Source organism: Streptomyces hyaluromycini, from assembly GCF_002217755.1.
GTDB classification, from domain to species: Bacteria; Actinomycetota; Actinomycetes; order Streptomycetales; family Streptomycetaceae; genus Streptomyces; species Streptomyces hyaluromycini.
This window is the reverse complement of sequence record NZ_BCFL01000019.1, coordinates 673,096-697,177: the sequence shown is the minus strand read 5'-3', so window position 1 is coordinate 697,177 and position 24,082 is coordinate 673,096. Positions and strand designations below refer to the sequence as shown.

Annotated in this window: 21 protein-coding genes; 9 read left to right on the top strand and 12 right to left on the bottom strand. The window is 72.3% G+C overall.

Going from position 1 to position 24,082, the window contains the following annotated elements; genetic code table 11:
* Window positions 1–220: 220 nt before the first annotated feature.
* The 9 genes from SSP29_RS21000 to rsmI all read right to left on the bottom strand — a co-directional run bounded on the left by SSP29_RS21000 (window position 221) and on the right by rsmI (window position 11,655).
* The gene (locus SSP29_RS21000; RefSeq protein WP_089102216.1) at window positions 221–2,029 is read right to left on the bottom strand and encodes an ABC-F family ATP-binding cassette domain-containing protein; all 1,809 of its coding nucleotides are present in this window, start codon (window positions 2,027–2,029) and stop codon (window positions 221–223) included.
* Window positions 2,030–2,394: 365 nt separating this feature from the next.
* Window positions 2,395–4,401 (bottom strand): sensor histidine kinase, encoded by a 2,007-nt coding sequence (locus SSP29_RS20995; RefSeq protein ID WP_089102215.1) that lies wholly within the window; start codon window positions 4,399–4,401, stop codon window positions 2,395–2,397.
* A gap of 118 nt (window positions 4,402–4,519) precedes the next feature.
* Window positions 4,520–5,299, bottom strand: coding sequence for an MHYT domain-containing protein (locus SSP29_RS20990; protein ID WP_089102214.1), 780 nt, complete (start codon window positions 5,297–5,299; stop codon window positions 4,520–4,522).
* 213 nt (window positions 5,300–5,512) lie between these two features.
* Window positions 5,513–6,433, bottom strand: a complete 921-nt coding sequence (locus SSP29_RS20985; protein WP_089102213.1) for a 4-(cytidine 5'-diphospho)-2-C-methyl-D-erythritol kinase — start codon at window positions 6,431–6,433, stop codon at window positions 5,513–5,515.
* Window positions 6,430–7,299 (bottom strand): 16S rRNA (adenine(1518)-N(6)/adenine(1519)-N(6))-dimethyltransferase RsmA, encoded by an 870-nt coding sequence (gene rsmA, locus SSP29_RS20980; protein ID WP_089102212.1) that lies wholly within the window; start codon window positions 7,297–7,299, stop codon window positions 6,430–6,432. The genes SSP29_RS20985 and rsmA overlap by 4 nt, the downstream gene beginning before the upstream one ends.
* Before the next feature lie 64 nt (window positions 7,300–7,363).
* Window positions 7,364–8,770, bottom strand: a complete 1,407-nt coding sequence (locus tag SSP29_RS20975) for a resuscitation-promoting factor (RefSeq protein WP_089102211.1) — start codon at window positions 8,768–8,770, stop codon at window positions 7,364–7,366.
* Between the two features lie 157 nt (window positions 8,771–8,927).
* Window positions 8,928–9,860, bottom strand: coding sequence for a TatD family hydrolase (locus SSP29_RS20970; protein ID WP_089102210.1), 933 nt, complete (start codon window positions 9,858–9,860; stop codon window positions 8,928–8,930).
* Window positions 9,861–9,913: 53 nt separating this feature from the next.
* Window positions 9,914–10,348, bottom strand: coding sequence for a hypothetical protein (locus tag SSP29_RS20965; protein WP_089102209.1), 435 nt, complete (start codon window positions 10,346–10,348; stop codon window positions 9,914–9,916).
* Window positions 10,349–10,806: 458 nt separating this feature from the next.
* Entirely contained in the window at window positions 10,807–11,655 is an 849-nt protein-coding gene (rsmI, locus tag SSP29_RS20960; protein WP_089102208.1) for a 16S rRNA (cytidine(1402)-2'-O)-methyltransferase, read from the bottom strand.
* Window positions 11,656–11,801: 146 nt separating this feature from the next.
* Here rsmI and SSP29_RS20955 point away from each other — a divergent pair, with 146 nt between their 5' ends.
* The 3 genes from SSP29_RS20955 to SSP29_RS20945 all read left to right on the top strand — a co-directional run bounded on the left by SSP29_RS20955 (window position 11,802) and on the right by SSP29_RS20945 (window position 17,135).
* On the top strand, window positions 11,802–13,592 hold the full coding sequence (locus SSP29_RS20955) for a dolichyl-phosphate-mannose--protein mannosyltransferase (protein WP_089102207.1): 1,791 nt from the start codon (window positions 11,802–11,804) through the stop codon (window positions 13,590–13,592).
* Window positions 13,593–13,748: 156 nt separating this feature from the next.
* Window positions 13,749–15,359, top strand: a complete 1,611-nt coding sequence (locus tag SSP29_RS20950) for a penicillin-binding transpeptidase domain-containing protein (protein WP_089102206.1) — start codon at window positions 13,749–13,751, stop codon at window positions 15,357–15,359.
* Between the two features lie 105 nt (window positions 15,360–15,464).
* The gene (locus SSP29_RS20945) at window positions 15,465–17,135 is read left to right on the top strand and encodes a penicillin-binding transpeptidase domain-containing protein (RefSeq protein ID WP_089102205.1); all 1,671 of its coding nucleotides are present in this window, start codon (window positions 15,465–15,467) and stop codon (window positions 17,133–17,135) included.
* Between the two features lie 9 nt (window positions 17,136–17,144).
* Here SSP29_RS20945 and SSP29_RS20940 read toward each other — a convergent pair whose 3' ends face one another.
* Window positions 17,145–17,492, bottom strand: a complete 348-nt coding sequence (locus SSP29_RS20940) for an SsgA family sporulation/cell division regulator (protein ID WP_089102204.1) — start codon at window positions 17,490–17,492, stop codon at window positions 17,145–17,147.
* 176 nt (window positions 17,493–17,668) lie between these two features.
* On the opposite strand from SSP29_RS20940, the gene SSP29_RS20935 reads away from it, so the two are divergent.
* From SSP29_RS20935 to SSP29_RS20910, 6 genes are all read left to right on the top strand, one after another.
* Window positions 17,669–18,739, top strand: a complete 1,071-nt coding sequence (locus SSP29_RS20935; protein ID WP_089102203.1) for an energy-coupling factor ABC transporter permease — start codon at window positions 17,669–17,671, stop codon at window positions 18,737–18,739.
* A gap of 1 nt (window position 18,740) precedes the next feature.
* Entirely contained in the window at window positions 18,741–19,532 is a 792-nt protein-coding gene (gene cbiQ / locus SSP29_RS20930; RefSeq protein ID WP_089102202.1) for a cobalt ECF transporter T component CbiQ, read from the top strand.
* Window positions 19,520–20,284, top strand: a complete 765-nt coding sequence (locus tag SSP29_RS20925) for an energy-coupling factor ABC transporter ATP-binding protein (protein ID WP_089102201.1) — start codon at window positions 19,520–19,522, stop codon at window positions 20,282–20,284. Before cbiQ ends, SSP29_RS20925 begins: the two co-directional genes overlap by 13 nt.
* Before the next feature lie 76 nt (window positions 20,285–20,360).
* On the top strand, window positions 20,361–20,858 hold the full coding sequence (locus tag SSP29_RS20920) for a MarR family winged helix-turn-helix transcriptional regulator (protein WP_174855983.1): 498 nt from the start codon (window positions 20,361–20,363) through the stop codon (window positions 20,856–20,858).
* Between the two features lie 212 nt (window positions 20,859–21,070).
* Window positions 21,071–21,475, top strand: a complete 405-nt coding sequence (locus SSP29_RS20915; RefSeq protein WP_174855992.1) for an organic hydroperoxide resistance protein — start codon at window positions 21,071–21,073, stop codon at window positions 21,473–21,475.
* Window positions 21,476–21,572: 97 nt separating this feature from the next.
* Window positions 21,573–22,742, top strand: a complete 1,170-nt coding sequence (locus tag SSP29_RS20910; RefSeq protein ID WP_089102199.1) for a serine hydrolase domain-containing protein — start codon at window positions 21,573–21,575, stop codon at window positions 22,740–22,742.
* A 90-nt stretch (window positions 22,743–22,832) separates the two neighbouring features.
* Here the strand turns inward: SSP29_RS20910 and SSP29_RS20905 are convergent, their stop codons facing one another.
* A complete protein-coding gene (locus tag SSP29_RS20905; RefSeq protein WP_089102439.1) occupies window positions 22,833–23,108 on the bottom strand; it encodes a DUF1876 domain-containing protein in 276 nt (91 codons plus the stop codon).
* Between the two features lie 91 nt (window positions 23,109–23,199).
* Complete coding sequence (locus tag SSP29_RS20900) at window positions 23,200–24,081, bottom strand: NAD(P)-dependent oxidoreductase (RefSeq protein WP_089102198.1); 882 nt, start codon at window positions 24,079–24,081, stop codon at window positions 23,200–23,202.
* Window position 24,082 lies beyond the last annotated feature (1 nt).

Genomic DNA, 24,082 nt, shown 5'->3' with positions numbered 1-24,082 from the left:
ATGCCTGGGGCCGGTGACGGGCCCTCGGTCGCACTCAGGCAGTTCTCAGACTGACCTTTCTACCACCCGGCACCGACAGCCCACGGGCCCTCATGTGCCGCTGTTCCCAAGGGAGAACCGGCCCGTGATGCCACCGTTACGCGCCTTCACGCCCCCTTCACCGGGCCCGCGCAAGGGGGTTGCGCGGGCACCGAAGAGGGCTGATTCACGCCGGTGGCGGCTACGCGTCCTCCGCCAGCTCCAGCCAGCGCATCTCCAGTTCCTCGCGCTCCGCGGCCAGGTCGCGCAGCTGGGCGTCGAGTTCGGCGACCTTCGTGAAGTCCGTGGCGTTCGCGGCGATCTGGTCGTGCAGCTTGGTCTCCTTCTCGGAGACGCGGTCCAGCTGACGCTCGATCCTCTGGAGTTCCTTCTTGGCGACGCGCTGGTCGGCGGCGCTCCGCTCGGCCGTGGCGGCCTTGGGGGCCGCGGCGGTGGTGGTGGCGGCGACCGCCTCCTCCATGCGCTGCCGGCGCTCCAGGTACTCGTCGATGCCGCGCGGCAGCATCCGCAAGGTGGCGTCGCCGAGCAGGGCGAAGACGCGGTCGGTGGTGCGCTCCACGAAGAACCGGTCGTGGGAGATGACGATCATCGAGCCGGGCCAGCCGTCGAGGACGTCCTCCAGCTGGGTGAGGGTCTCGATGTCGAGGTCGTTGGTGGGCTCGTCGAGGAACAGGACGTTCGGCTCGTCCATGAGCAGGCGCAGCAGCTGGAGGCGGCGGCGCTCACCGCCGGACAGGTCGCCGACCGGCGTCCACTGCTTCTCCTTGCTGAAGCCGAACGTCTCGCACAGCTGCCCGGCGGTCATCTCGCGCCCCTTGCCGAGGTCGACGCGCTCGCGCACCTGCTGGACCGCCTCCAGGACCCGTGTGGCCGGGTCGAGCTCGGCGACCTCCTGGGAGAGGTAGGCCAGCTTGACGGTCCTGCCGACGACGACCCGCCCGGCCACCGGCTGCGCCTCGCCCTCCGTCCGCGCGGCCTCGGCCATGGCGCGCAGCAGCGAGGTCTTGCCGGCGCCGTTGACGCCGACCAGGCCGATGCGGTCGCCGGGGCCGAGCTGCCAGGTGACGTGCTTGAGCAGCACCTTCGGCCCGGCCTGGACGGTCACGTCCTCCAGGTCGAAGACGGTCTTGCCGAGCCGCGACGAGGCGAACTTCATCAGCTCGGACGTGTCCCGCGGCGGCGGCACGTCCTTGATCAGCTCATTGGCGGCCTCGACCCGGAAGCGCGGCTTGGAGGTACGGGCGGGAGCGCCGCGGCGCAGCCAGGCCAGCTCCTTGCGGACCAGGTTCTGCCGCTTGGTCTCCTCGGTGGCCGCGATCCGCTCGCGCTCCGCGCGGGCGAAGACGTAGTCGGAGTAGCCGCCCTCGTACTCGTAGACGGCGCCGCGCTGCACGTCCCACATGCGGGTGCAGACCTGGTCGAGGAACCAGCGGTCGTGGGTCACGCACACCAGCGCCGACCGGCGCTCCCGCAGGTGCTTGGCCAGCCAGGAGATGCCCTCGACGTCGAGGTGGTTGGTGGGCTCGTCGAGGACGAGCAGGTCCTGCTCCTCGATGAGCAGCTTGGCGAGCGCGATGCGCCGCCGCTCACCGCCCGACAGCGGGCCGATGACGGTGTCCAGGCCCTTGGGGAAGCCGGGCAGGTCCAGGCCGCCGAAGAGGCCGGTGAGGACGTCCCGGACCTTGGCGTTGCCGGCCCACTCGTGATCGGCCATGTCGCCGATGACCTCGTGCCGGACGGTGGCGGCCGGGTCGAGGGAGTCGTGCTGGGTGAGGACGCCGATGCGTAGTCCGCCGGAGTGGGTGACACGGCCGGTGTCGGCCTCCTCCAGCCTGGCGAGCATCCGGATGAGGGTGGTCTTGCCGTCGCCGTTGCGGCCCACCACGCCGATGCGGTCGCCCTCCGACACGCCGAGCGAGACGCCGTCCAGCAGGGCACGGGTGCCGTAGACCTTGCTGACGTTCTCGACATTGACCAGGTTGACGGCCATTTCACTCCTGCGCAGGGGGACGGTCAGCCTCCCAGCGTAATGCGCGCGGAGAGGCGGTCCCGCCGAGAGCCGCCTTCCGCCCGCACGCGTGCGGGCGTCCGGGCGTCCGGGCGTGCGGACATGCGGACGTGCGGACATGCGGACATGCGGACGTGCGGACGTGCGGACGTGCGGACGTGCGGACGTGCGAGCGTGCGAGCGGACGTGCGGGCGTCTCGTCGAGGAGGTCGACCCCGGCACGGGGGCCGACGCACGGTGGGGTGCCTCACCACGGGGTGCCCCGGTACGGGGTGCGGTGCGGCTCGTGTGGGTGGTGCGCGCCGTGGGAAAGTGCGCCGCGGCGCGCGGCTCGTGCTTCCGGGGGCTCAGGCGCCCGCCCCGCCCAGTCGCCGGCCCTGGATCAGCGCGGCCGCCGGTGCCAGGCCGCGGCCGGTCACGGCGGTCTGCTCGCCGACCGGCATGTCGTCGCGCATGAGGTTCTCGGGGATGAGGACCGCGGCCGTGACACCGCCGTTCGGCGAGGGGCGCAGCTCGACCCTGAGGCCCTGCCGCTCGCGCAGCCGGTTGACCACGAACAGCCCGATCTGCTTGGCGTCCAGAAGGTCGACCTTGGCGGACTGGATCTTGCCGTTGGCCTCGGCCATCGCCTGCTCGTTCATGCCGAAGCCGCTGTCCTCGATCTCGACGAGCAGGCCTTCGCGCATCCGCGCGGCACGCAGTTGCACCTTGGTGCTGGGGGGTGAGAAGGCGGCCGCGTTCTCGACGAGTTCGGCGATCAGATGGATCACGTCGGCCACCGAGCCGCCGGCGAGCGACACGCGCGGCACGGCCCAGATCTGCACGCGCGCGGAGTTCTCGATCTCGGCGACGGCGGCGCGCACCACGTCCGCCAGCGGGATCGGGTCCCGCCAGCCGCGGCCCGGCGCGATCCCGGAGAGGATGAGCAGGCTCTCCGAGTGGCGGCGCATCCGGGTGGCGAGGTAGTCGACGCGGTAGAGGTCGTACAGCTCGGTCTGGTCCTGCTGGCGGCGCTGCATCTGGTCGAGCAGGTCCAGCTGGCGGTGGAGCAGTACCTGGCTGCGGCGCGCGAGGCTGACGTACACGCCGGAGATGCCGCTGAGGAGCTCGGCGCGCTCGGAGGCGGCCTTCAGGGCGGCGCGCTGGACGGCCGTGAGCGCGGTGCCCACCTGGGCGAGTTCGTCACCCACGAGGCGGCGCATGGGCGCCTCGGCGTCGATGTCGACGCCCTGCCCGGCGTGCAGCTTGCGCATGGCCTGCGGGAGGCGGCGGCCGGCCACCTCCAGGGCGGAGTTCCGCAGGTCGAGGAGTTCGACGATCAGGCCGCGGCCGACGCCCACCGAGACCAGCAGCGACAGCAGGACGCCGACCAGGCCGAGGACGACGGCGACGCCGGACGCGCCGAGCGTGCTCCAGCCGAACGTGGCGGCCTTGGCCGTGGCTCCTGTGCCGGCGCTCTCCTCGGCCGCCGTCAGCTGTCCGAGGACGCCGGTGGCGGAGCCGTCCCAGCCGGACAGCGTGGCCGCCGACACCGCGTCGGTGCCAGGACCCGCGGCCTCGACGCGCTCCTCCACGGCGGCCAGCCTCCGGTACCCCGCGCCGTCCAGGATCTCGTCGTAGGCCCGCCTGTGCTCGGCCTTCAGATCGGCGGCCGCGGGCTCCAGCAGCTCGCGGTGGGTGGCTGCCGCGCCGACGAACGCGGTGTACTGCTGCCGCGTCAGGTCTCCGGCCGCCTCGCCCGCCGCGAGCAGCGCCTGCTCGCGCGCGAACGCCTCACGCGCGCGTGCCAGTTCGAGCACCACGCGGGTCTGCGAGGCGGAGTCGGTGCCCTTCTCGCCGGTGAGCGCCCCGGTGACGGCGAAGGCGCGCTCCACGACGGCCGTGTACTTGGTGTACGCCGTCTGCGCCGCGCCCTTCTCCGCGGTGTCCGCTCGGATGGTGCCCACGGAGTCCGCGGCTGCGGAGAGCAGGTCGATCCGGGCGGGGAGCGCGGAGTTGAGCAGGGCCGCGTCGGAGGTGGAGGCGTTGATGCCGTCGGTGAGCTTCGTCCTCGCCCTGTCGGTGGCCGCCCTGGCGGTCTTCAGCGCGGCGAGGGAACGGGTGCCGGGGGCGGCCGCGTAGCGGGTGGCGGCGGTCCGCTCGCCCTGGAGCGCGGTCACGAAGCCGGCCACGGGGGTGAGGAGCTGGGCGTTGACGTCCTTGGCCCGCTCGGTGTCGCCGATCGCGGCGACGGTCGTCACGGCGGCGTACGCCCACAGCGCCATCAGCGACACGACGGGCAGCATGAGCAGGGCGACGATCTTCGCGCGGACGGATCTGGGGCGGAGTCGTTCGATGGTACGGCGAACGCGCATGGGGACCTCGTTCGGGGAGGGGCGCGCCCGGGAACCGGCGGGCCGAGGGCGCGCGCGTTCCCGGACGGGGTGAGGGTGTCGAGGAGGTGCGGGGGGTGGTGGCAGCGGGGAACGGCGCTCAGGCCGTGGTCAGTTCGACCTCGCGCAGCAACTCCGCGGCGACGGCGGACTCGTGGCGCTTGCCGGTCGGGGACAGCGCCACGTACGCGGAGGCCAGGAAGAGGAACGAGCCGAGCAGCACCGCGAGCGGGAAGAGGAACTCGGTGGCCGTGGCACCGGGCAACTCGGCGCTGCTGGGCTTGAGGTTGACACTGACGGCGAACATCGCCGTGTAGTGCATGCTGCTCACCGCGAGGCCCATGACGAGCGCGGACAGCGTCGCCAGGACGGGGCCGCGGACGACGAGGGAGAGCGTGAGCGCCGCGGTGGCCGCGACGACGGCGATCGCGACGGACGCGATGACCATCAGCGGGTCGAAGCCCACCGAGCCGTGCAGGTTGAGCGCGGCCATGCCGGTGTAGTGCATCGCGGCGACGCCGAGCCCGGTGCCGAGACCGCCGAGCAGCACTGCCTGCACGCGCGAACGGCCGTATCCGGCGGTGAAGACGCCGGCGCTGACGACGGCGATCGCCATGACGAGGCTGAGCACGGTCAGCGGGATGTCGTAGCGGATGGGCGTGCCCTCCACGGAGAAGCCCATCATCGCGATGAAGTGCATGGTCCAGATGCCGGACCCGATGGCGAACGAGGCGAGCGTCAGCCAGTTCCGTTTCGAGGCGCCGTCCGCCTCCAGTGCCCTGACGGTGCAGCGCAGTCCCAGCGCCGAGCCGACGCAGGCCATCGCGTAGGACAGGACGGGTGTGACCCATCCGGCGCTGAAGTGGTCCATGTGCCCCATGGAAATGTCCTCTCTACGTGGCACGGACACGTAGTCGCCGCGCACACGAGGTACCGCCGGTAACAGAGGGCGGGGATGGCGATCATGCCAGCCGTCACCATGAGCCAGATGGCGCGAAAGGGACCCTGGGGCGCATTTGTGAAAATCTAGTTACCGTGAAGTAGGTAACAGCGCTGAATCTTCACATTTCCGCAGGTCAGACCTAGTTTCAGGTTACACGGACCCGGCCGTCCGGTCCGCCGGAAGCACCGTCGCGCCCGGCGCGGGTGCCGTCGCCGTGCGCACCGTGCGGCAGGTGCCGGAGGCGAGGAGCGCCTCGGAGACCTTCTGCGCCGACGCGGTGTCGCGGACCAGGAACGCCGTGGTGGGACCGGAACCGGAGACCAGCGCGGTGAGGGCGCCGGCCGCGCGGCCCGCGTCGAGCGTGTCCGCGAGCTCAGGGAAGAGGGAGAGCGCGGCGGGCTGGAGATCGTTGGAGACGGCGGCGGCGAGCGCGTCGGCATCGCCCTTGGCGAGGGCGTCGAGGAGGTCGCGGGAGGCGACGGGCTCCGGGATGTCACGCCCCTCCGCGAGCCGGTCGAACTCACGGAAGACGGCCGGGGTGGACAGCCCCCGCCCGGCCATCGCGAACACCCAGTGGAAGGTGGAGCCGACTTCGAGGGCGGTGAGGCGCTCACCGCGCCCGGTACCGAGGGCGGCGCCGCCGACCAGGCTGAAGGGCACGTCGCTGCCCAGGTCGGCGCAGATGGCGAGGAGTTCGGCGCGGGAGGCGCCGGCGCGCCAGAGCTCGTTGCAGGCGAGCAGCGCGCCCGCCCCGTCCGCGCTCCCCCCGGCCATGCCGCCGGCGACCGGGATGTCCTTGGCGATGTGGATGTGCACGGCCGGCTCGATGCCCCGGCGCTCGGCGAGCGCGAGCGCGGCGCGGGCCGCGAGGTTGGTGCGGTCGAGGGGGACCTCGGCGGCGTCCGGGCCCTCGCAGGTGACGGTCAGCTCGTCGGCGGGCGTGACCGTGACCTCGTCGTAGAGGCCGACGGCCAGGAAGACGTTGGCCAGGTCGTGGAAGCCGTCGGGGCGCGCGGCGCCCACCGCGAGCTGGACGTTGACCTTGGCGGGGACGCGTACCGTGACGCTCACTTACCGGGCTCCTTGTGTTCTGCGATCCTCGCGAACTCCTCGACCGTCAGCGCCTCGCCGCGGGCCTGCGGCGAGACCCCGGCCGCGACCAGCGCCGCCTCGGCGGCCGCCGCGGACCCGGCCCACCCCGCGAGCGCGGCCCGCAGGGTCTTGCGCCGCTGCGCGAACGCCGCGTCGACGACCGCGAAGACCTCGCGCCTGGAGGCCGTCGTCTTCAGCGGCTCCGCGCGCCGGACGAGGGAGACGAGCCCGCTGTCGACGTTCGGGGCGGGCCAGAAGACGTTGCGCCCGATGGCACCGGCGCGCTTCACCTCGGCGTACCAGTTGGCCTTGACCGACGGCACGCCGTACACCTTGTTGCCGGGTCCGGCGGCGAGCCGGTCGGCGACCTCGGACTGCACCATCACCAGCGTCCGCTCGATACTCGGGAAGGTTTCGAGCATGTGCAGGAGGACGGGGACGGCGACGTTGTAGGGGAGGTTCGCGACGAGTGCGGTCGGCGGGGGGCCGGGCAGCTCGGTGACGTGCATCGCGTCGGAGTGGACCAGCGCGAACCGGTCCGCGCGCGCCGGCATGCGCGCCGCGATCGTCGCGGGCAGCGCGCCGGCCAGCACGTCGTCGATCTCGACGGCGGTGACCCGGTCGGCGACCTCCAGGAGCGCGAGTGTGAGGGACCCGAGCCCGGGACCGACCTCCACGACGACGTCGTCCGGGCGGACCCCGGCGGTGCGGACGATACGGCGGACCGTGTTGGCGTCGATCACGAAGTTCTGGCCGCGCTGCTTGGTGGGGCGTACACCGAGCGCTGCCGCGAGCTCACGGATGTCGGCGGGGCCGAGGAGGGCGTCGGGGTTGGGGCTGCTCACGGGACAAGGGTACGGGCCACCGGGGACGCCTCCGGCCGGTCGCCCGTGCGGCCGCTTCCGCCGGTCACCTGTGCAGCCGCGCCCCGCAGTGCGGCCAGGGCGTGGAGCCGCGGCTCACGTAGAGCTTCTTGGCGCGGAACGTCTGCTCCTCGGCCGAGGCGTCCTGCGGGCGCCCGTTGCCGCCGAGGCTGTGCCAGGTGTGGGTGTCGAACTGGTACAGCCCGCCGTACGTCCCGGAGGGGTCCACCGCGTGCGGGCGGCCGCCGGACTCGCACGTGGCGAGACCGTGCCAGTTCAGGCCGTCGGCGCCCTTCGCGGAGTCCGGGTGCGGTTTGGTCCCCACCTGCACGAGCTGGGTGCGCGGTTCCCGCACCACCTCGGACGTCTCGCGGCGGGGCTTCTGCCGGACGCCGTTGACGGAGCGGAAGTAATATGTCACACGGCGCAACCCCGGCCGCCCGGCCCGCTCGACCACCTCGGTGCCCTTGAACAGCATCGGGTCCGCCGTCCGCCGCACCTCGAACGGGATGGTCTCCTCGCGCACCTCCCTGCTGCCCGTGACACGCAGCACGGTCACCGTCTGCCCGTCGCGCGGGAAGCCGGACTGGGGCACCGAGGTGGTGTCCTGGCCGTGCAGGGTGACCCCGGCCTCCTCGACGGCCTCGCGGACGGTCGCCGCGTTGGTGCGGATGGTCCGGGTCCGGCCGTCCGCCAGGACCGTGACCGTGCGCTCGGTGCGTACGTCGAGCGCGAGCCCGGCGCGTCCGATGCTCTGGGAGCGCGAGGCCGACAGGTACGCGCCCTCGGCACGTACCCCCAGCTGCCTGAGCGCCCCGTCCACCGTGCGCGCCGTCGTCCACACCTCGCGCCGTTCGCCGTCCAGCGTGAGCCGTACCGGGCGGCCGTAGTGCACCGCGACCTCGTCGCCGCTGGCCAGTGCCGTGCCGGGGGCGGGCGCCACCACGTCGTGCGCCCCGACCGGCACGCCCTCCTCGGCGAGCAGGCCGGTCACGTCGTCGGCGAACGTGTGCAGGGCGCGCGGCCTGCCGTCCACGGTCAGCTCGATCGCCTTGTCCTTGGCGAGGAAGGCGGTGGTGCCGCCCGCGAGGAACGCGACGACGAGCGCCTGCGGCAGCAGACGGCGCACCGCGGACTCCGGGCGCCTGGAGTAGCGCGCCTTCCGCCGGCGCGCGGCGCGGCGCCCCGCCACGGCACGCGCACCCGCCTCCCGCTGCGAACCGCGCTCGCCCTGCCGCGGCAGCACCGGCTCGCTCACGGACGCCTGCGCCGCGGCCTCGTACGCCGGGCGGTAGGTGTCACCCCCGTACGCCGTCCCGTACGAGGTCCCGTACGCCGCGCCGTATGCCTGCGTCTCGGCGTCGTACACGCCGTACATCTCCTGCGCGCCGTGCACTCCGGGCGCGCCATAGGGGTCGTACGTCCCAGACGTCTCGTACTGCGATGCACTCACGCCGACACGCTCCAGAGGGCCAGAGGGGTCCGGATCGGGCCCCCAGAACCTAGCGGAGCACCCGTCACTCTCCAAAGTGGCACGACTACGCACGGTCGCGGGCGGACCAAAGGTGCGACCCCGCGAACGTTATGCGCCAGTTATGATCGATATACCCTCAGTAGTCGAAGGCGCGGGCCGTGTTCGCGCCCAGGGCCGTCGCCAGCGCGTCCTCGTCGATGCCGCGCACGGCGGCCATCGCGCGCACCGTGACCGGAATGAGATACGGGGCGTTGGGCCGTCCGCGGTACGGCGCCGGGGTCAGGAAGGGCGCGTCGGTCTCCACAAGGAGCAGTTCCAGGGGAGCCACCAGCACCGCGTCCCGCAGGTTCTGGGCGTTCTTGAAGGTGACGTTGCCGGCGAAGGACATGAAGTAGCCCTCGCGGGCGCACTCCTCGGCCATCTCGGCGTCCCCGGAGTAGCAGTGGAACACGGTCCGCTCGGGGGCGCCCTCCTCCTTGAGGACGCGCAGGACGTCGGCGTGGGCGTCGCGGTCGTGGATGACGAGGGCCTTGCCGTGCCGCTTGGCGATCTCGATGTGGGCGCGGAAGGAACGCTCCTGGGCGGCCTTGCCCTCGGGTCCGGTCCGGAAGTAGTCGAGGCCGGTCTCGCCGACGCCCTTCACCTGGGGCAGCCCGGCCAGCCGGTCGATCTCTGCAAGGGCCTCGTCCAGCGCCGCGTCCCCGCCCCCGGCGCGGGCCCCCTGCCGGGACCACCCTCCCCCAGCCCCAGGGGGCTGGGAGGTGCCCCCAGGGTCCCCGTGCACGATGCGCGGGGCCTCGTTGGGGTGCAGGGCGACGGTCGCGTGGACGTTCCCGTGCGCGGCGGCGGTGTCGGCCGCCCACCGCGAGCCCTTGATGTCGCAGCCGACCTGGACGACGGTCGTCACGCCCACCGACGCGGCCTTCGCGAGGCCCTCCTCGACCGTGCCGGACTGCATGTCGAGGTGGGTGTGGGAGTCGGCGACGGGCACCCGGAGGGGTTCCGGGAGCGGCGGCGCCGCGTTCTTGTCGGCCGTACGGGAGGCCGTACCGGAGGCGTTCGAAGGCATGCCCCGATCCTACGAAAGGGGCATGCCCGCCGGACCTGCGCCCAGGGCCCGAATCAGCTCGCCTTGCGCTGGAAGGGATGCAGGAGATCCGACAGGTGCCAGTGGTGCACCGCCTTGACCTGCGCGGAGGCCTCCGCCGCCGCGGCCGGTCCGGTCTCCGCACCGTCCTGCACGGCAGGGTGGTCCTGCACCGGCGCCTGATGCGACCGCTGCGCGGCGTTCCGCACCGACGAGACCTGCCCCGCGCGCATGATCCGCAGGACCTGGCCGTCGCAGTTCAGGCACGAGGGCCGGCTCAGCGGCGACGGGACGACCCGGCCGTTCGCCACGTACTTGACGAACTCGTGGTTGTCGGCGTCGGTGTGGTGCTCTATCTCGTACGACTGCTCCCAGCCGTGCCCGCATCGCATGCAGGCGAAGGAATACGACTCGTGGACGACGGCTGTGGCCGTACCGCGGAGGCCGGTCTGCCCTGCGATCTCACTCATGCCAGCTCCTCTTGTCCGCTCGGACAAGCACGCACCCCCGGCGCGGGGATTCCCCCCGGAATCCCATGGGGGTGAGGGACGGGTGCGTCCCTGCTGACCAGTGGACGCCTTCACCGACGCGAATGCGACAGGCCTGCCGAGTGTTGGAGGCGATTTGGATTCTGCTTGCCAAATCGGCCTCGCCGCGCAGGGCTGGGCTTTGCGTTTCCCGCCCCCGCTTTACCGTCCCGTGGGACGCGCGCTCAGAGGAGACGCACCCCGCTCAGAGGACACATCACCGCAGGTCAGGGGCGCACGCTCGGAGGAGGAACGGCTCACTCAGAGATCAGGACGCGCCCCCTTTCAGACACCCTGCACGAGAGCGCCCCCGAAGGGGCGCGGGGAACTGCGCGACCAGCCCCCACCGCCCCGCACACGACTACACAGGAGCAACCACCACGGCGCTACCGAAACCGACCTCACCCATCCGCACGCTTCGCGGCAACCACGGCGTCGAACACCACCCGCTTGGGAATCCCCGCCTCCACCGCCACCGCCGCGATCGCCTCCTTGCGGCGCTCACCGGCCTCCTCCCGCACCCGCACCCGCCGCACCAGCTCCTCCGCGTCGAGTTCCTCCGGCCCTCGCTCCGGCGCGCCCTCGACGACCACGGTGATCTCACCGCGCACCCCGTCGGCGGCCCAGACCGCCAGTTCGGCCAGCGGACCGCGCCGCACCTCCTCGTACGTCTTGGTCAGCTCACGGCAGACGGCGGCCCGCCGGTCGGCGCCGAAGACCTCGGCCATCGCGGCGAGGGTGTCGTCGAGGCGGTGCGGGGCCTCGAAGTAGACGAGGGTGCGGCGCTCCCCGGCGACCTCCGCCAGCCGCGAGCGGCGCTCGCCCGCCTTGCGCGGCAGGAAGCCCTCGAAGCAGAACCGGTCGACGGGCAGCCCGGACAGCGCGAGCGCGGTGAGCACGGCGGACGGCCCCGGAACGGCGGTGACCCGGATCTCCTTCTCCACGGCGGCCGCGACCAGCCGGTAGCCGGGGTCGGAGACCGACGGCATCCCGGCGTCGGTCACGAGCAGCACGCGCGCGCCGCCGACGAGCTCCTCGACCAGCTCCGGTGTGCGGGCCGCCTCGTTGCCCTCGAAGTACGACACCACGCGCCCCTTGGGCGTCACGCCGAGCGCCTGGGTGAGCCAGCGCAGCCGCCGCGTGTCCTCGGCCGCGATCACGTCGGCGCCGGTCAGCTCCGCGGCGAGCCGGGGCGGCGCGTCCGCGACGTCGCCGATGGGGGTGCCCGCGAGGACAAGGGTTCCAGTCACGCCTCCATCCTCGCAGCCGCCACCGACAGCGCCGTCCCGCCGGCTCCCGGACCGCCGGACGCGGCCACCGCCGCCGAACGCAAAGGAACCCACCGCGAAGCCCCATTGCACGGGACTCACACAGAACGGTTCCCTACGATGGCGCGGTGACCAGTACCGCGTCCTCCACGGACACCCGGCAGGGCCAGGCAGCGCTCGACGAGCGGCCGACGTGGCAGCAGCGGCTGCGCCGGTTCGGCTACACGGCCGGCCCGGCGCAGACGGCGCACCCCACCGGCGACAGAGGCGCCGCGGGCTCCGGCGCGCACGCCGAGGTCATCGACCGCCTGGTGCCGCCGTACGCCGAGCCCGGCTCGCGGCTGTGGCTCGCCCTGGGGGTGCCCCCGGTGCTCGCCGAGCGGATCACCCGCTGGTCGGGCTGGGGCGGTCCGCTCCTCGTGACGCTGATGGCGGGCCTGCTGCGGTTCTGGAACCTGGGCAGCCCCAAGGCGGTGATATTCGACGAGACGTACTACGCGAAGGACGCGTGGGCGCTCGTCCACCGCGGTTTCGAGGTCAACTGGGACAAGAACGCCAACGACCTGATCCTGCAGAAGGCCGGTCACGTCGGCATCCCGGTGGACGCGGCGTACGTCGTGCACCCGCCGGTCGGCAAGTACGTCATCGGGCTTGGGGAGCTGGTCTTCGGCTTCAACCCGTTCGGCTGGCGGTTCATGACGGCGCTGCTCGGCACGCTGAGCGTGCTGCTGCTGTGCCGGATCGGGCGCCGGATGTTCCGGTCCACCTTCCTGGGCTGCCTGGCGGGCGGCCTGATGGCGGTGGACGGACTGCACTTCGTGATGAGCCGCACCTCACTGCTCGACGGTGTGCTGATGTTCTTCGTGCTGGCCGCGTTCGGCTGTCTGGTCATCGACCGGGACAGGTCGCGGGCGAGGCTGGCGGCCGCGCTGCCGCCCGACACGGACGGCCGGGTCCGCCCGGACGCGCGCGTGGCCGACGGTTTCCGCTTCGGGTGGCGTCCCTGGCGCTGGGCCGCGGGCCTGCTGCTGGGACTCGCGCTCGGCACCAAGTGGAACGCCCTCTACATCCTGGCCGCGTTCTGCGTGATGGCCCTGTTGTGGGACGTCGGCGCCCGCAAGGTGGCCGGTGCCCGGCACCCGTACAAGGCGGTCCTGACGCACGACACGGGGATCACGTTCCTGGCGACGGTCCCGGTGGCGATCGCCGTCTACCTGGTCTCCTGGATCGGCTGGATCCTGTCCCCCACCGACGGCACCGGCGGCTACTTCCGCAGCTGGGCGGCCACCGACGGCAAGGGCGGCAGCTGGACGTTCCTGCCGGACTGGCTGCGCAGCCTGTGGCACTACGAGCACGAGGTGTACCTGTTCCACGTCGGCCTCTCGTCGCCGCACACGTACATGTCGAACCCGTGGTCCTGGCTGGTGCTGGGCCGCCCGGTGTCGTACTACTACGAGTCGCCGTCCCCGGGTGTCGACGGCTGCCCGTCGGACGCCGGCGAGAAGTGCGCCCGTGAGGTGCTCGCGATCGGCACCCCGCTGCTGTGGTGGGCGGCCTGCTTCGCGATCGCCTACATCCTGTGGCGGTGGGCGTTCCGCCGCGACTGGCGGGCCGGCGCCATCGCCTGCGGCATCGCGGCCGGGTACCTGCCCTGGTTCATGTACCAGGAGCGCACGATCTTCCTCTTCTACGCCGTCGTCTTCGTGCCGTTCCTGTGTCTCGCGGTGGCGATGATGGTCGGCGCGATCATCGGCCCGCCGGGCTCCAGCGACACCCGCCGGCTGGTCGGCGCGTCGGGCGCGGGCGTCCTGGTGCTGCTGATCGCCTGGAACTTCATCTACTTCTGGCCGCTGTACACGGGCACGGCGATCCCCATCGACTCCTGGCGTTCACGTATGTGGCTCGATACCTGGGTGTGAGCCATATCCCTGATCTCCGTTCGGCCAACAGTTCGGCCAATAATCGGCCAACACCTGCCACAGGGACCCCACAACGACCTACAGTGCGAGTCACAACCAGCTTTTTGAACGCGTTCACAAAATGCGGAAAAGGCTCACGGGGAGGGATTTCGCACCATGCGCAAGGGGGTCAAGGGCGCCCTGATCGGCGGCGTCTGCGCAGCCGTGCTGGGCGGAGGCGGGTACGGCGCCTACAACGTGCTGTCGGCGCTCCGCGGCGACAGCACACCGGCCGTACGGACCGGGCCGCCCACGAAGGACGAGATCAGGGACGCCACGCAGAAGTTCTTCGCGGCCTGGGAGAAGGGCCAGTCGGTGACCGCGGCGTCCTTGACGAACGACTCCGCCGACGCCGAACCCGTGCTCACGTCCTTCAGCGACGTGGCGCACATCAAGGACGTGCACATCACGCCCGGCAAGGCGACCGGCGCCACCGTGCCGTACAGCGTGAAGGCGACCGTGTCCTACGGCGGGAAGTCGAAGCCGCTCGCCTACAAGAGCCGTCTGACCGTCGTGCGCGGCGAGACCACGCACCGCGCGCTGGTCGACTGGGACCCGACCGTGGTCCATCCTGACCTCCGGCGCGGCGACACCCTGTCCACCGGCGAGGCGGCGAGCCCGCCCATCGAGGCCGTGGACCGCAACGGCAAGGTCCTCACCAAGGAGAAGTACCCGTCCCTGGGCCCGATCCTGGACGAACTGCGCAGCCGCTACGGCGACAAGGCGGGCGGCACCCCCGGCGTGGAGCTGGTCATCCAGCACGCGTCCGAGGAGTCGGCCGACACCACGCTGCTGACCCTCGCGGAGGGGAAGGCAGGCAAGCTGCAGACGACGCTCGACGCGCGCGTGCAGGCCGCCGCCGAGACCGCGGTGACGAAGTACGCCGAGTCGTCGGTGGTGGCCGTCAAGCCCAGCACCGGCGAGGTGCTGGCGGTGGCCAACCACCGCGCGGACGGCTTCGACGCGGCCTTCCTCGGCGAGCTGGCGCCCGGCTCCACCATGAAGATCATCAGCGCGGCCACCCTGATCGACACAGGGCTGACGACGGCCACAGGTCCAGCCCCCTGCCCGCCGACCGCGACCTGGCAGAGCCAGACCTTCAGCAATCTCAAGGGACTTCAGCCGGACGAGAAGGCCACCCTCTCGGACAGCTTCGCGCGGTCCTGCAACACGGCGTTCGTGAAGTACGCGGACTCGGTCCAGGTCGACTCGCTCACCAAGGAGGCCGAGGACCGCTTCGGGCTCGGGAAGAACAACTGGAAGGTGGGCATCCCGAGTTTCGACGGCCGGGTCCCCGCCTCCGGCGGCCCGGACACCGCGGCCAACCTGATCGGCCAGGGCCAGGTGCAGATGTCCCCGCTGAACATGGCGTCCGTGGCGGCGACCGCGATGACGGGGACCTTCCGGCAGCCGGTGCTCGTCCCGCAGAAGCTGGACGGCCGTGAACTGGCCACCGCGAAGGGCCTGTCGCCCGCCACGACCGGCCAGCTGCGCGCCATGATGAACCGCACCGCGACCAGCGGCACCGCGGCCGGTGTGATGCGCGGGCTGAGCGGCAGCATCGGCGCCAAGACGGGCTCGGCGGAGGTCGACGGCCAGTCCAAGTCGAACAGCTGGTTCGCCGGCTACCGCAACGACGTGGCGGCCGCGGCCATGACCCAGGACGGCGGCCACGGCATCGACGCGGCCGGACCGATTGTCGCGAGTGTGCTACGGATCGGTGGCTGACGTCACTCCCACAGGCCGGGACTCTAGGCTGGGTGCAGTCGTTGGGGAGCGTGAGGGCTACGGGGCGACGGGGACCCCGGGGGAAGTGCGCGGAGGAACTGGACTGTGGGCAAGAGAAGGCGCGTCGTCGAACGACGGAAGAAGAGACCCGCCGTCATCGGCGGGGTGATCGCCGTGGTCGTCGGCGGCGCGGGCTTCGGCCTCTACGCGCTGTACGGCGGCGGTGCCGCCGACGCGGCGTCGACGAAGACGGCCGACCACAAGCCCGTCAAGACCGGCCCGCTGTCCGCCACCGAGGTGCAGACGACGGCGCGCACCTTCCTGTCGTCCTGGCAGCAGGGCAAGGTCACCCAGGCCGCCGCCGTCACGGACGACAGCAAGGCCTGCATCAAGCTCCTCACCGGCTATGCGAAGGACGCCCACGTCAAGGGCGTCACCCTCACCGAGGGCACCCGCACCGGCGACAAGGTCCCCTTCTCCGTGAAGGCGACGGTGTCGTACAAGGGTGTCAGCAAGCCGCTGTCGTACAGCTCCGCGTTCACCGTCGTCCGGCGGACCAGCGACGGCAAGCCGGTGGTGAAGTGGCACGCCGCGGTCGTCCACCCGGACCTCGCGGACGGCGACACCCTGGTCACCGGCGAGTCCGGCACCCCGCCCATCAAGGCCCTGGACCGCGACGGCGGGGAGATCACCACCGCCAAGTACCCGTCGCTGGGCTCGGTCCTGGACGGGCTGCGGGAGAAGTTCGGCAAGAAGGCCGGCGGCAAGGCGGGCGTCGAACTGCGCGTGGTGCGCGGCACGGCGTCCGAGAAGGCGAAGCTCTCCGACAAGACGCTCCTGGAGCTCAGCAAGGGCACGCCGGGCACCGTGAAGACGACGCTCAGCCCGACCCTGCAGGCGGCCGCCGAGAAGCAGGTCAGCACGCAGAAGAACGCCTCGGTCGTGATGATGCGCCCGTCGACCGGCGAGGTCCTCGCCGTCGCCAACTCCAGCCACGGCTTCAACGTGGCCTTCCAGGGCTCCCTGGCGCCCGGCTCCACGATGAAGATCATCACGTCGACGATGCTGTTCGAGAAGGGGCTCATCACCCCGGACGCGTCGCACCCCTGCCCGAAGACGTACAAGCTCGCCGGGTGGACGTTCCACAACGACGACGACTCCGAGATCAAGCAGGGCTCGTTCAAGCTGAGCTTCGGCGCCTCCTGCAACAACGCCTTCATCGACTTCGCGCCCAAGCTGTCCGACAGCGACCTGACGACGGAGGCCCAGCAGGTCTACGGCCTCGGCATGAACAACTGGGCCATCGGCGTCCCGACCTTCGACGGCTCGGTCCCGGTGCAGAGCGGCGCGCAGATGGGCGCCTCGCTGATCGGGCAGGGCGGGGTGCGCATGAACCCGCTGAACATGGCGTCGGTGTCGGCCACGGTGGACACCGGCACCTTCCACCAGCCGTACCTGGTCGCCCCCAGCGTCGACAACCGGACGATCGCGAAGGCCTCGCGCACGATGTCGTCGAAGACGCAGTCGGAGCTGAAGGAGGTCATGCAGTACACGGCGGGGTACGGTACGGCGGCCAAGGCGATGTCGGGGCTGAGTTCGAGCTGCGGCGCCAAGACGGGCTCGGCCGAGGTCGACGGCCAGAAGAAGCCGAACGGCTGGTTCACCGCGTACTGCGGCGACTTCTCCGCCGCGGGTGTGGTCCAGGCGGGCGGCCACGGCGGCGACACGGCCGGACCGATCGTGGCGGCCCTGCTGAAGCTGGGGTCCTCGCTGTAGCGGGGAGTGTCAGCCGGCCACGGGAGTGGCCATGTAGGTCCGCCGGAGGAAGCGCAGCAGCGCCTTCGATTCGAACTGCACCACCGATGTGCCGTGGTCGGAGTGGAACTCCACCACGGCCTGGACCCGCCCCAGCGGCCACACGCGTACGTCACCGCTCTCCGCGGGCGACCTGAGGCCCTGCTCCAGCAGCGAGCGCGAGAACGTCCACTCGTCCGTGCCGGGGAGGCCGACCCGTACCGTCCTCGGATCGGTATCGGGGTCGTAGCGCAGGACGACGGGCACCGCGGGCGGCTCCTCCTGCGGGTCCTCGTCCGTGACGATGTGGGCTCGCGCATACTGCTCGACTACAGACATCGGACTGCCCTTTACGCTCCGTGACCTGTGCGAAAGTGGTGCATCCGCTTTCTTATCCAATGTCGCACATTTTCCGGAATGCGCTTGCGGGAGCCCCCGCACCCCGCAGGACATTCCGCATGTGACGACCTTCTCGCTCTTGCAAAAGGTTCGCAATGGGACCCTAAAATCGGACCGTGCATGTACCTGACGGATTTATCGACGCCCCCACCTCCGCGGTCACCGCCGTGGTCGCGGCCGGCGCCCTCGCGGTCAGCCTGCGCGGCGCCCGCCGTGAACAGGGGGGCACCTCCCGCGCGAGCGAAGCCGAGCGTGGGGGAGAGCGCACGGCGCCGCTGGCCGGTCTGGTGGCGGCGTTCATCTTCGCCGTACAGATGCTCAACTTCCCCGTCGCGGCCGGAACAAGCGGCCATCTGCTGGGCGGGGCGCTCGCCGCGATCCTCGTCGGCCCCTGCACGGGCGTGCTGTGCGTGTCCGTGGTCCTCCTCATGCAGGGCATCCTGTTCGCAGACGGCGGGCTGACCGCGCTCGGCGTCAACATCACCGACATGGCGATCGTGACGACCGTGGTCGCGTACGCCGTCTTCCGCGGCCTGCTGAAGATCCTGCCCCGCGGCAGGCGCTCGGTGACCGCCGCCGCCTTCGTCGCCGCCCTGCTCTCGGTGCCCGCCGCCGCGGTCGCCTTCACGCTCCTCTACGCGGTCGGCGGCACCACCGACGTCGCCATCGGCAAGGTGGCCGGCGCGATGATCGGCGTGCACGTCCTCATCGGCGTCGGCGAGGCCGCGATCACCGCCCTCACGGTCGGCGCGGTCGTCGCCGTACGCCCCGACCTGGTGTACGGGGCGCGCGGCCTGCGCCAGGGGCTGAAGCTGCGCGTGAACGGCGCCCTGGTGGACGCGCCGGAGCCGGCCGCGCCGGTGGCGGCACGCACCTCCCGTCGCACGCTGTGGATCAGCGGTCTGGTGACCTCCCTGGTGCTCGCCGGGTTCGTCAGCTTCTACGCCTCCGCCAGCCCCGACGGGCTGGAGAAGGTCGCCCACGACCAGGGCATCGACACGAAGACCAGGGAGCACGCCTCGGCCGGCTCCCCGCTCGCCGACTACGGCGTCGAGGACGTCTCCGACGCCCGGCTCTCCGGCGGCCTGGCGGGCGTCATCGGGGTCGGCACGACCGTCGTCGCGGGCAGCGCGGTGTTCTGGGCGGTGCGCAGGCGCCGTACGGGCGCCCCGGCCGGGGCGCGCTGACATGGGTGCGGGGCACGCCCACCGGCTCTACCGGCACGCGCACTCCCCCGTGCACGCGCTCCCGCCGCACACCAAGCTCGCCGCCGCCTTCGCCTTCGTGGTCGTGGTGGTCTCGACCCCGCGCACGGCGATGTGGGCGTTCGCGCTGTACGCCGTGCTGCTCGCATGCGTCGCCCACCACGCGCGCGTGCCCGCCGGCTTCCTGCTGAAGCGGCTGCTGATCGAGGTGCCGTTCGTGGCCTTCGCGGTGCTGATGCCGTTCGTCGCCGAGGGCGAGCGGGTCGGCGTGCTGGGCCTCTCGCTCAGCGTGAACGGCCTGTGGGGCGCCTGGAACGTTCTGGTCAAAGGCACCCTGGGCGTCGCCACCTCCGTCCTCCTCGCGGCCACCACGGAGCTGCGCGCACTGCTCCTCGGCCTGGAACGGCTGAAGCTGCCCCCGCTGCTCGTCCAGATCGCCTCCTTCATGATCCGCTACGGCGACGTGATCACCGACGAGATGCGCCGGATGCGGATCGCCCGGGAGTCACGCGGCTTCGAGGCGCGGGGCGTGCGCCACTGGGGTGTGCTCGCGAAGTCCGCGGGCGCGCTGTTCATCCGCTCCTACGAACGCGGGGAGCGCGTCCACCTGGCCATGGTGAGCCGGGGATACTCCCCCACTACTAAACGTGTGGGAGGTGCCCCCAGTTCGATGCCGGTCGTCGACGAGGTGACCGCGTCCCGGGCGCAGTGGTCCCACGCCCTCGCGCTGCCCTTGTCCGCCCTCGTCGTCTGCCTGTTGGGATGGGCCCTGTGACCACCGCTCCCGCCTCCCTGGAGGTCTCCGGCCTCGCCTTCGCCTACCCGGACGGGCACCAGGCCCTGTTCGGCGTGGACTTCTCCGTGGCGCGCGGCGAACGGGTCGCGCTGCTCGGGCCGAACGGCGCCGGGAAGACCACCCTCGTGCTGCACCTCAACGGCATCCTGGGCGGCGGCACGGGCACCGTGACGGTGGCCGGACTGCCGGTCGGCAAGCGGCACATGGCGGAGATCCGGCGCCGGGTCGGCATCGTCTTCCAGGACCCGGACGACCAGCTGTTCATGCCGACGGTCCGCGAGGACGTGGCGTTCGGACCGGCGGCGGCCGGCCTGAAGGGCGCGGAACTGGAGGCACGCGTGCGTGCCGCCCTGGACCGGGTCGGCATGGCCGGCTTCGCCGAACGCCCGCCCCACCACCTGTCCTTCGGGCAGCGCCGCCGGGTGGCGGTGGCGACCGTCCTCGCCATGGAGCCGGAGATCCTCGTCCTGGACGAGCCCTCCTCCAACCTCGACCCGGCCTCCCGGCGCGAACTCGCCGACATCCTGCGCTCCCTGGACGTGACGGTCCTGATGGTCACCCACGACCTGCCGTACGCCCTGGAGCTGTGCCCGCGCGCCCTGATCCTGAGCGACGGCACGATCGCCGCCGACGGGCCCACCGCCGGGCTCCTCTGCGACGACGCCCTGATGCGCGCCCACCGGCTGGAACTGCCCTTCGGTTTCGACCCGCGCGCGGCGACGGCGGGGTGACGGCGGGGCCCGGGAGCATGTGACGCGTTTCCGTGACGGCCGTCCCGCCCGTCCGCGCATCCGTGACAATGGGCGCGTGACGCATCAAGAGGACGCCGGGCCGCTCACCGGGCCGCCCGCTGGGCCGTTCACCGGGTCGCCGCGGCTGGACGACCAGCTGTGCTTCGCGCTGTACGCCGCGCAGCGCGCCGTGACCGCCGCCTACCGCCCGCTCCTCGACGAACTCGGGCTCACCTACCCGCAGTACCTCGTGCTGCTCGTCCTGTGGGAGCGGGGCGAGACCACGGTGAAGGAGCTGGCGGAGGCGCTCCGGCTGGACTACGGCACGGTGTCCCCGCTGCTGAAGCGGCTGGAGGGGGCGGGTCTGGTGCGCAGGGAGCGCTCGGAGCGGGACGAGCGCTCGGTGCTCGTCGCGTGCACCGGGCGCGCGGAGGAACTGAGGGAGCGCGCGGCGCGCATCCCCGGCGCCCTGCTCACGACGACCGGGCTCGACGGGGCCGACGTGACACGGCTGCGCGAGGAGTTGCGGCAGCTCGCGGAGCGGGCGGGCAGGGCGGCCGCACGCCCCTCGTAGCAGCGCGCACGCCGGCACTTCGCGATGCACTCCGCGCCCCGGCTCCTGTTACCCACGGTTTCCACCCCCTGCCCCTCCCAGGGCTTCCTACCGGTCGGTACCTTGTGCACGATGTGCTTGCACACTTCTGTGTTGCCCACCACTGTTTCAGCCCTGGGGGAGGTCCCGCCGTGATCGAAGGCGCCACCGTCGACTCTCGTCCGACGAAGATCATGTATGTCGCCGAGGCGACCGCGCACGGCGGCCGGGACGGGTATGTCAGCAGTCAGGACGGCCAGATCGAGCTCAAGGTGGCGATGCCTCCGGCCCTGGGCGGCGACGGCAACGGCACCAACCCGGAGCAGCTGTTCGCGGCGGGGTACAGCGCCTGCTTCCACAACGCGCTGATCCTCGTCGGCAACCGCGCGGGCTACGACCTGACCGGCTCCACGGTCGCCGCGAAGGTCGGCATCGGCCCCAACAAGCAGCGCGGCTACGGCCTCGCGGTCGCCCTCAGCGTCTCGCTCCCGGTGCTGGACGGGGACGTCGCGGCGAAGCTGGTGGACGCCGCCCACGAGGTGTGCCCCTACTCGAACGCGACGCGCGGGAACATCGAGGTCACCATCGTGCTCGGCTGATCCCGGGGCACGTGCCGCAGACCACGTCGCAGCGAGGAATCCAGGGCCCGACGGCCATGTTTCCCCCACTGTCACCGGCGAGTGAAGGGATCCGGACGTGGACGTGCACGGCACTGTGGCCGAGGGCTTCGAGCCGGTCAGGGACGCGTTCGCAGGCAACTTCGGGCTGCTCGGGGACCGGGGCGCGGCGGTGGCCGTGTACCGGGACGGGCACCGGGTCGTCGACCTGTGGGGCGGTGCCCGGGACTTCGACGGGGCCGCCGGCGAGGCGCCGTGGGAGCACGGCACCGCCCAGATCGTGCGTTCGGCGACCAAGGGCGTCGCCGCCGCCGTACTGCTGCTGCTGCGCCAGCGCGGGGAGCTGGACCTGGACGCGCCGGTGGGCGAGTACTGGCCGGAGTACAAGGCGGCCGGCAAGGAGCGGACGCTGGTGCGGCAGCTGCTCGCGCACCGCGCGGGCGTACCGGTCCTAGACCGGCCGCTCACGCCCGCGGAGGCCGCCGACCCGGACCTCGGCGCGGCCGCGGTGGCGGCGCAGGCGCCGGTGTGGGAGCCGGGCACCGACCACGGCTACCACGCACAGACGTACAGCTGGCTGACCGGTGAGCTGGTGCGGCGGGTGACCGGGCGGACCGTCGGCGAGTGGATCGCGGACGAGGTCGCCGGGCCGGCCGGCGCCGAGCTGTGGCTCGGGCTCCCCGCGGCGGAGCAGGCGCGCGTGGGGCGCGTCGGCCCCGTGGCGGCGCCGGAGACCGCGAGCGCGCTCCGGACCCGGCCCAAGCGCGCCGTCTCCGAGGCGTACGCCGACCCCGGATCGCTGACCCGCCGGGCGTTCGGCGCGATCAGCCCGCTCCCGGACGAGAACGACCCCGGCTACCGCGCGGCCGCCCTCCCCGCCTCCAACGGCATCGCCACCGCCGACGGCCTGGCCCGCTTCTACGCCTCCCTGATCGGCGAGGTCGACGGCGGCAGGCGGCTGTTCACCCCGGAGACCGTGGAGCTGGCCCGCACCGAGCAGTCGGCCGGGCCGGACCGGGTGCTGGTCGTCTCCACCCGCTTCGGGCTCGGCTACATGCTGCACGGCAGCGCCTCCCCGCTGCTCTCCCCGGTCTCCTTCGGGCACCCGGGCCGCGGCGGCGCGCTCGCCTTCGCGGACCCCGAGTCGGGCATCGCCTTCGGCTATGTCACCAACGGCTTCCGCAAGAGCGTGACAGCGGACCCACGGGCGCAGGCGCTGGTGCGCGCGGTGCGCACGGCGCTTTCGTAACCACCGAACACGCCACCGCGCGCCACACACGCGCCCCCCACGCCCGCCTGCGCTCCCGTGCTTCTCAGACGTTGCTTCTCACGTTGCTTCTCACACGTTGATCGGGTGCGAGTGCCGCCCCGACAGCGCGTCGATCTCGCCGTGCGCCTTGGACAGCAACTGCATGGCCAGTTCGTTGAGGGCGCGGGCGCCGGCGATCTCCTCGCCGACTCTGGGCTGGTTGCTGTCGGACTCGTGCCGGCTCGCATGGCCGTGCGCCCGTACCTCGGTGCCGTCGGGCAGACGGACCAGGGCCACCGCCCGCGTGTGCGTGTCGTCCTCCAGGAACTCCATCTCGACGTGCCATCCCACAGCGGTCTTCATCATGTCCATCATGGGGTCCACCTCCGGAATCGCTGCTTCCAGGGTGCTCCCTCAGGGCCCGGGCCGTCACGTCGGCGCAGGCCCTTCCGCCCGGCTACCTGCCGTCGAAGCTGGCGAAGTATGCGGCGGCCATGTCCTCGTCGGCGTGCCCCTGGGCGGCAGCGCGGGCGAAGCGTTCGGCGGCCGCCTCGGCGACGTCCAGGCGCACGCCGTGGCTCGCGCCGGCGGCGACGATCAGCCGGGCGTCCTTCCCGGCGGTGTCCACCGCGAACGACGGCGGGGTCAGCCCGCCGTCGAGGATCAGCCCGGCCTTGGCCCGCAGGTAGCCCATGTCGAGGGGGCCGCCCGCGATCAGGTCGAAGAAGCGCTGCGGGTCCACGCCGAGACCCTGCGCCAGCGCGACCACCTCGCCGGTCGCCGCGGTGGCCGCGAGGACCCAGCTGTTGGCGACCAGCTTGAGCCGGGTCGCGGCGGCCGAGGACCCGTCGTCCCCGGTCCACACCGTGCGGGCGCCGACCGCGTCGAAGACGGGCGTGACCGTCTCCCGGCCCTGCTCGGGCCCCGCGGCCAGGACGGTGAGCTGTCCGGCCTCGGCGGGCTGGCGGGTGCCGAGGACCGGGGCGTCGTAGAAGACCAGGCCGTGCTCGCGGGCGAAGGCGGCGAGCACGGGGATCTGGTCGAGGCCCGCGGTGGTCGACTGCACCCAGACGGCCCCGGGGCGCAGCGCGCCGGCCGCCTCGCGCATCGTCTCCAGCGCGGTGGCACCGTCGTACAGCATGGTCAGGACGACGTCGGCGCCCTCGACGGCCTCGGCCGGTGTGCCGGTGACCTGGGCGCCGTCGGCCGCGAGGGGTTCGGCCTTGGCGCGGGTGCGGTTCCACGCGCGGACGGTGTGCCCGGCCCTGAGGAGGTTGCGGGCCATCGCGGCGCCCATGATGCCGGTGCCCAGCATGCCCACGGTCGGCTTGTCGGTCATG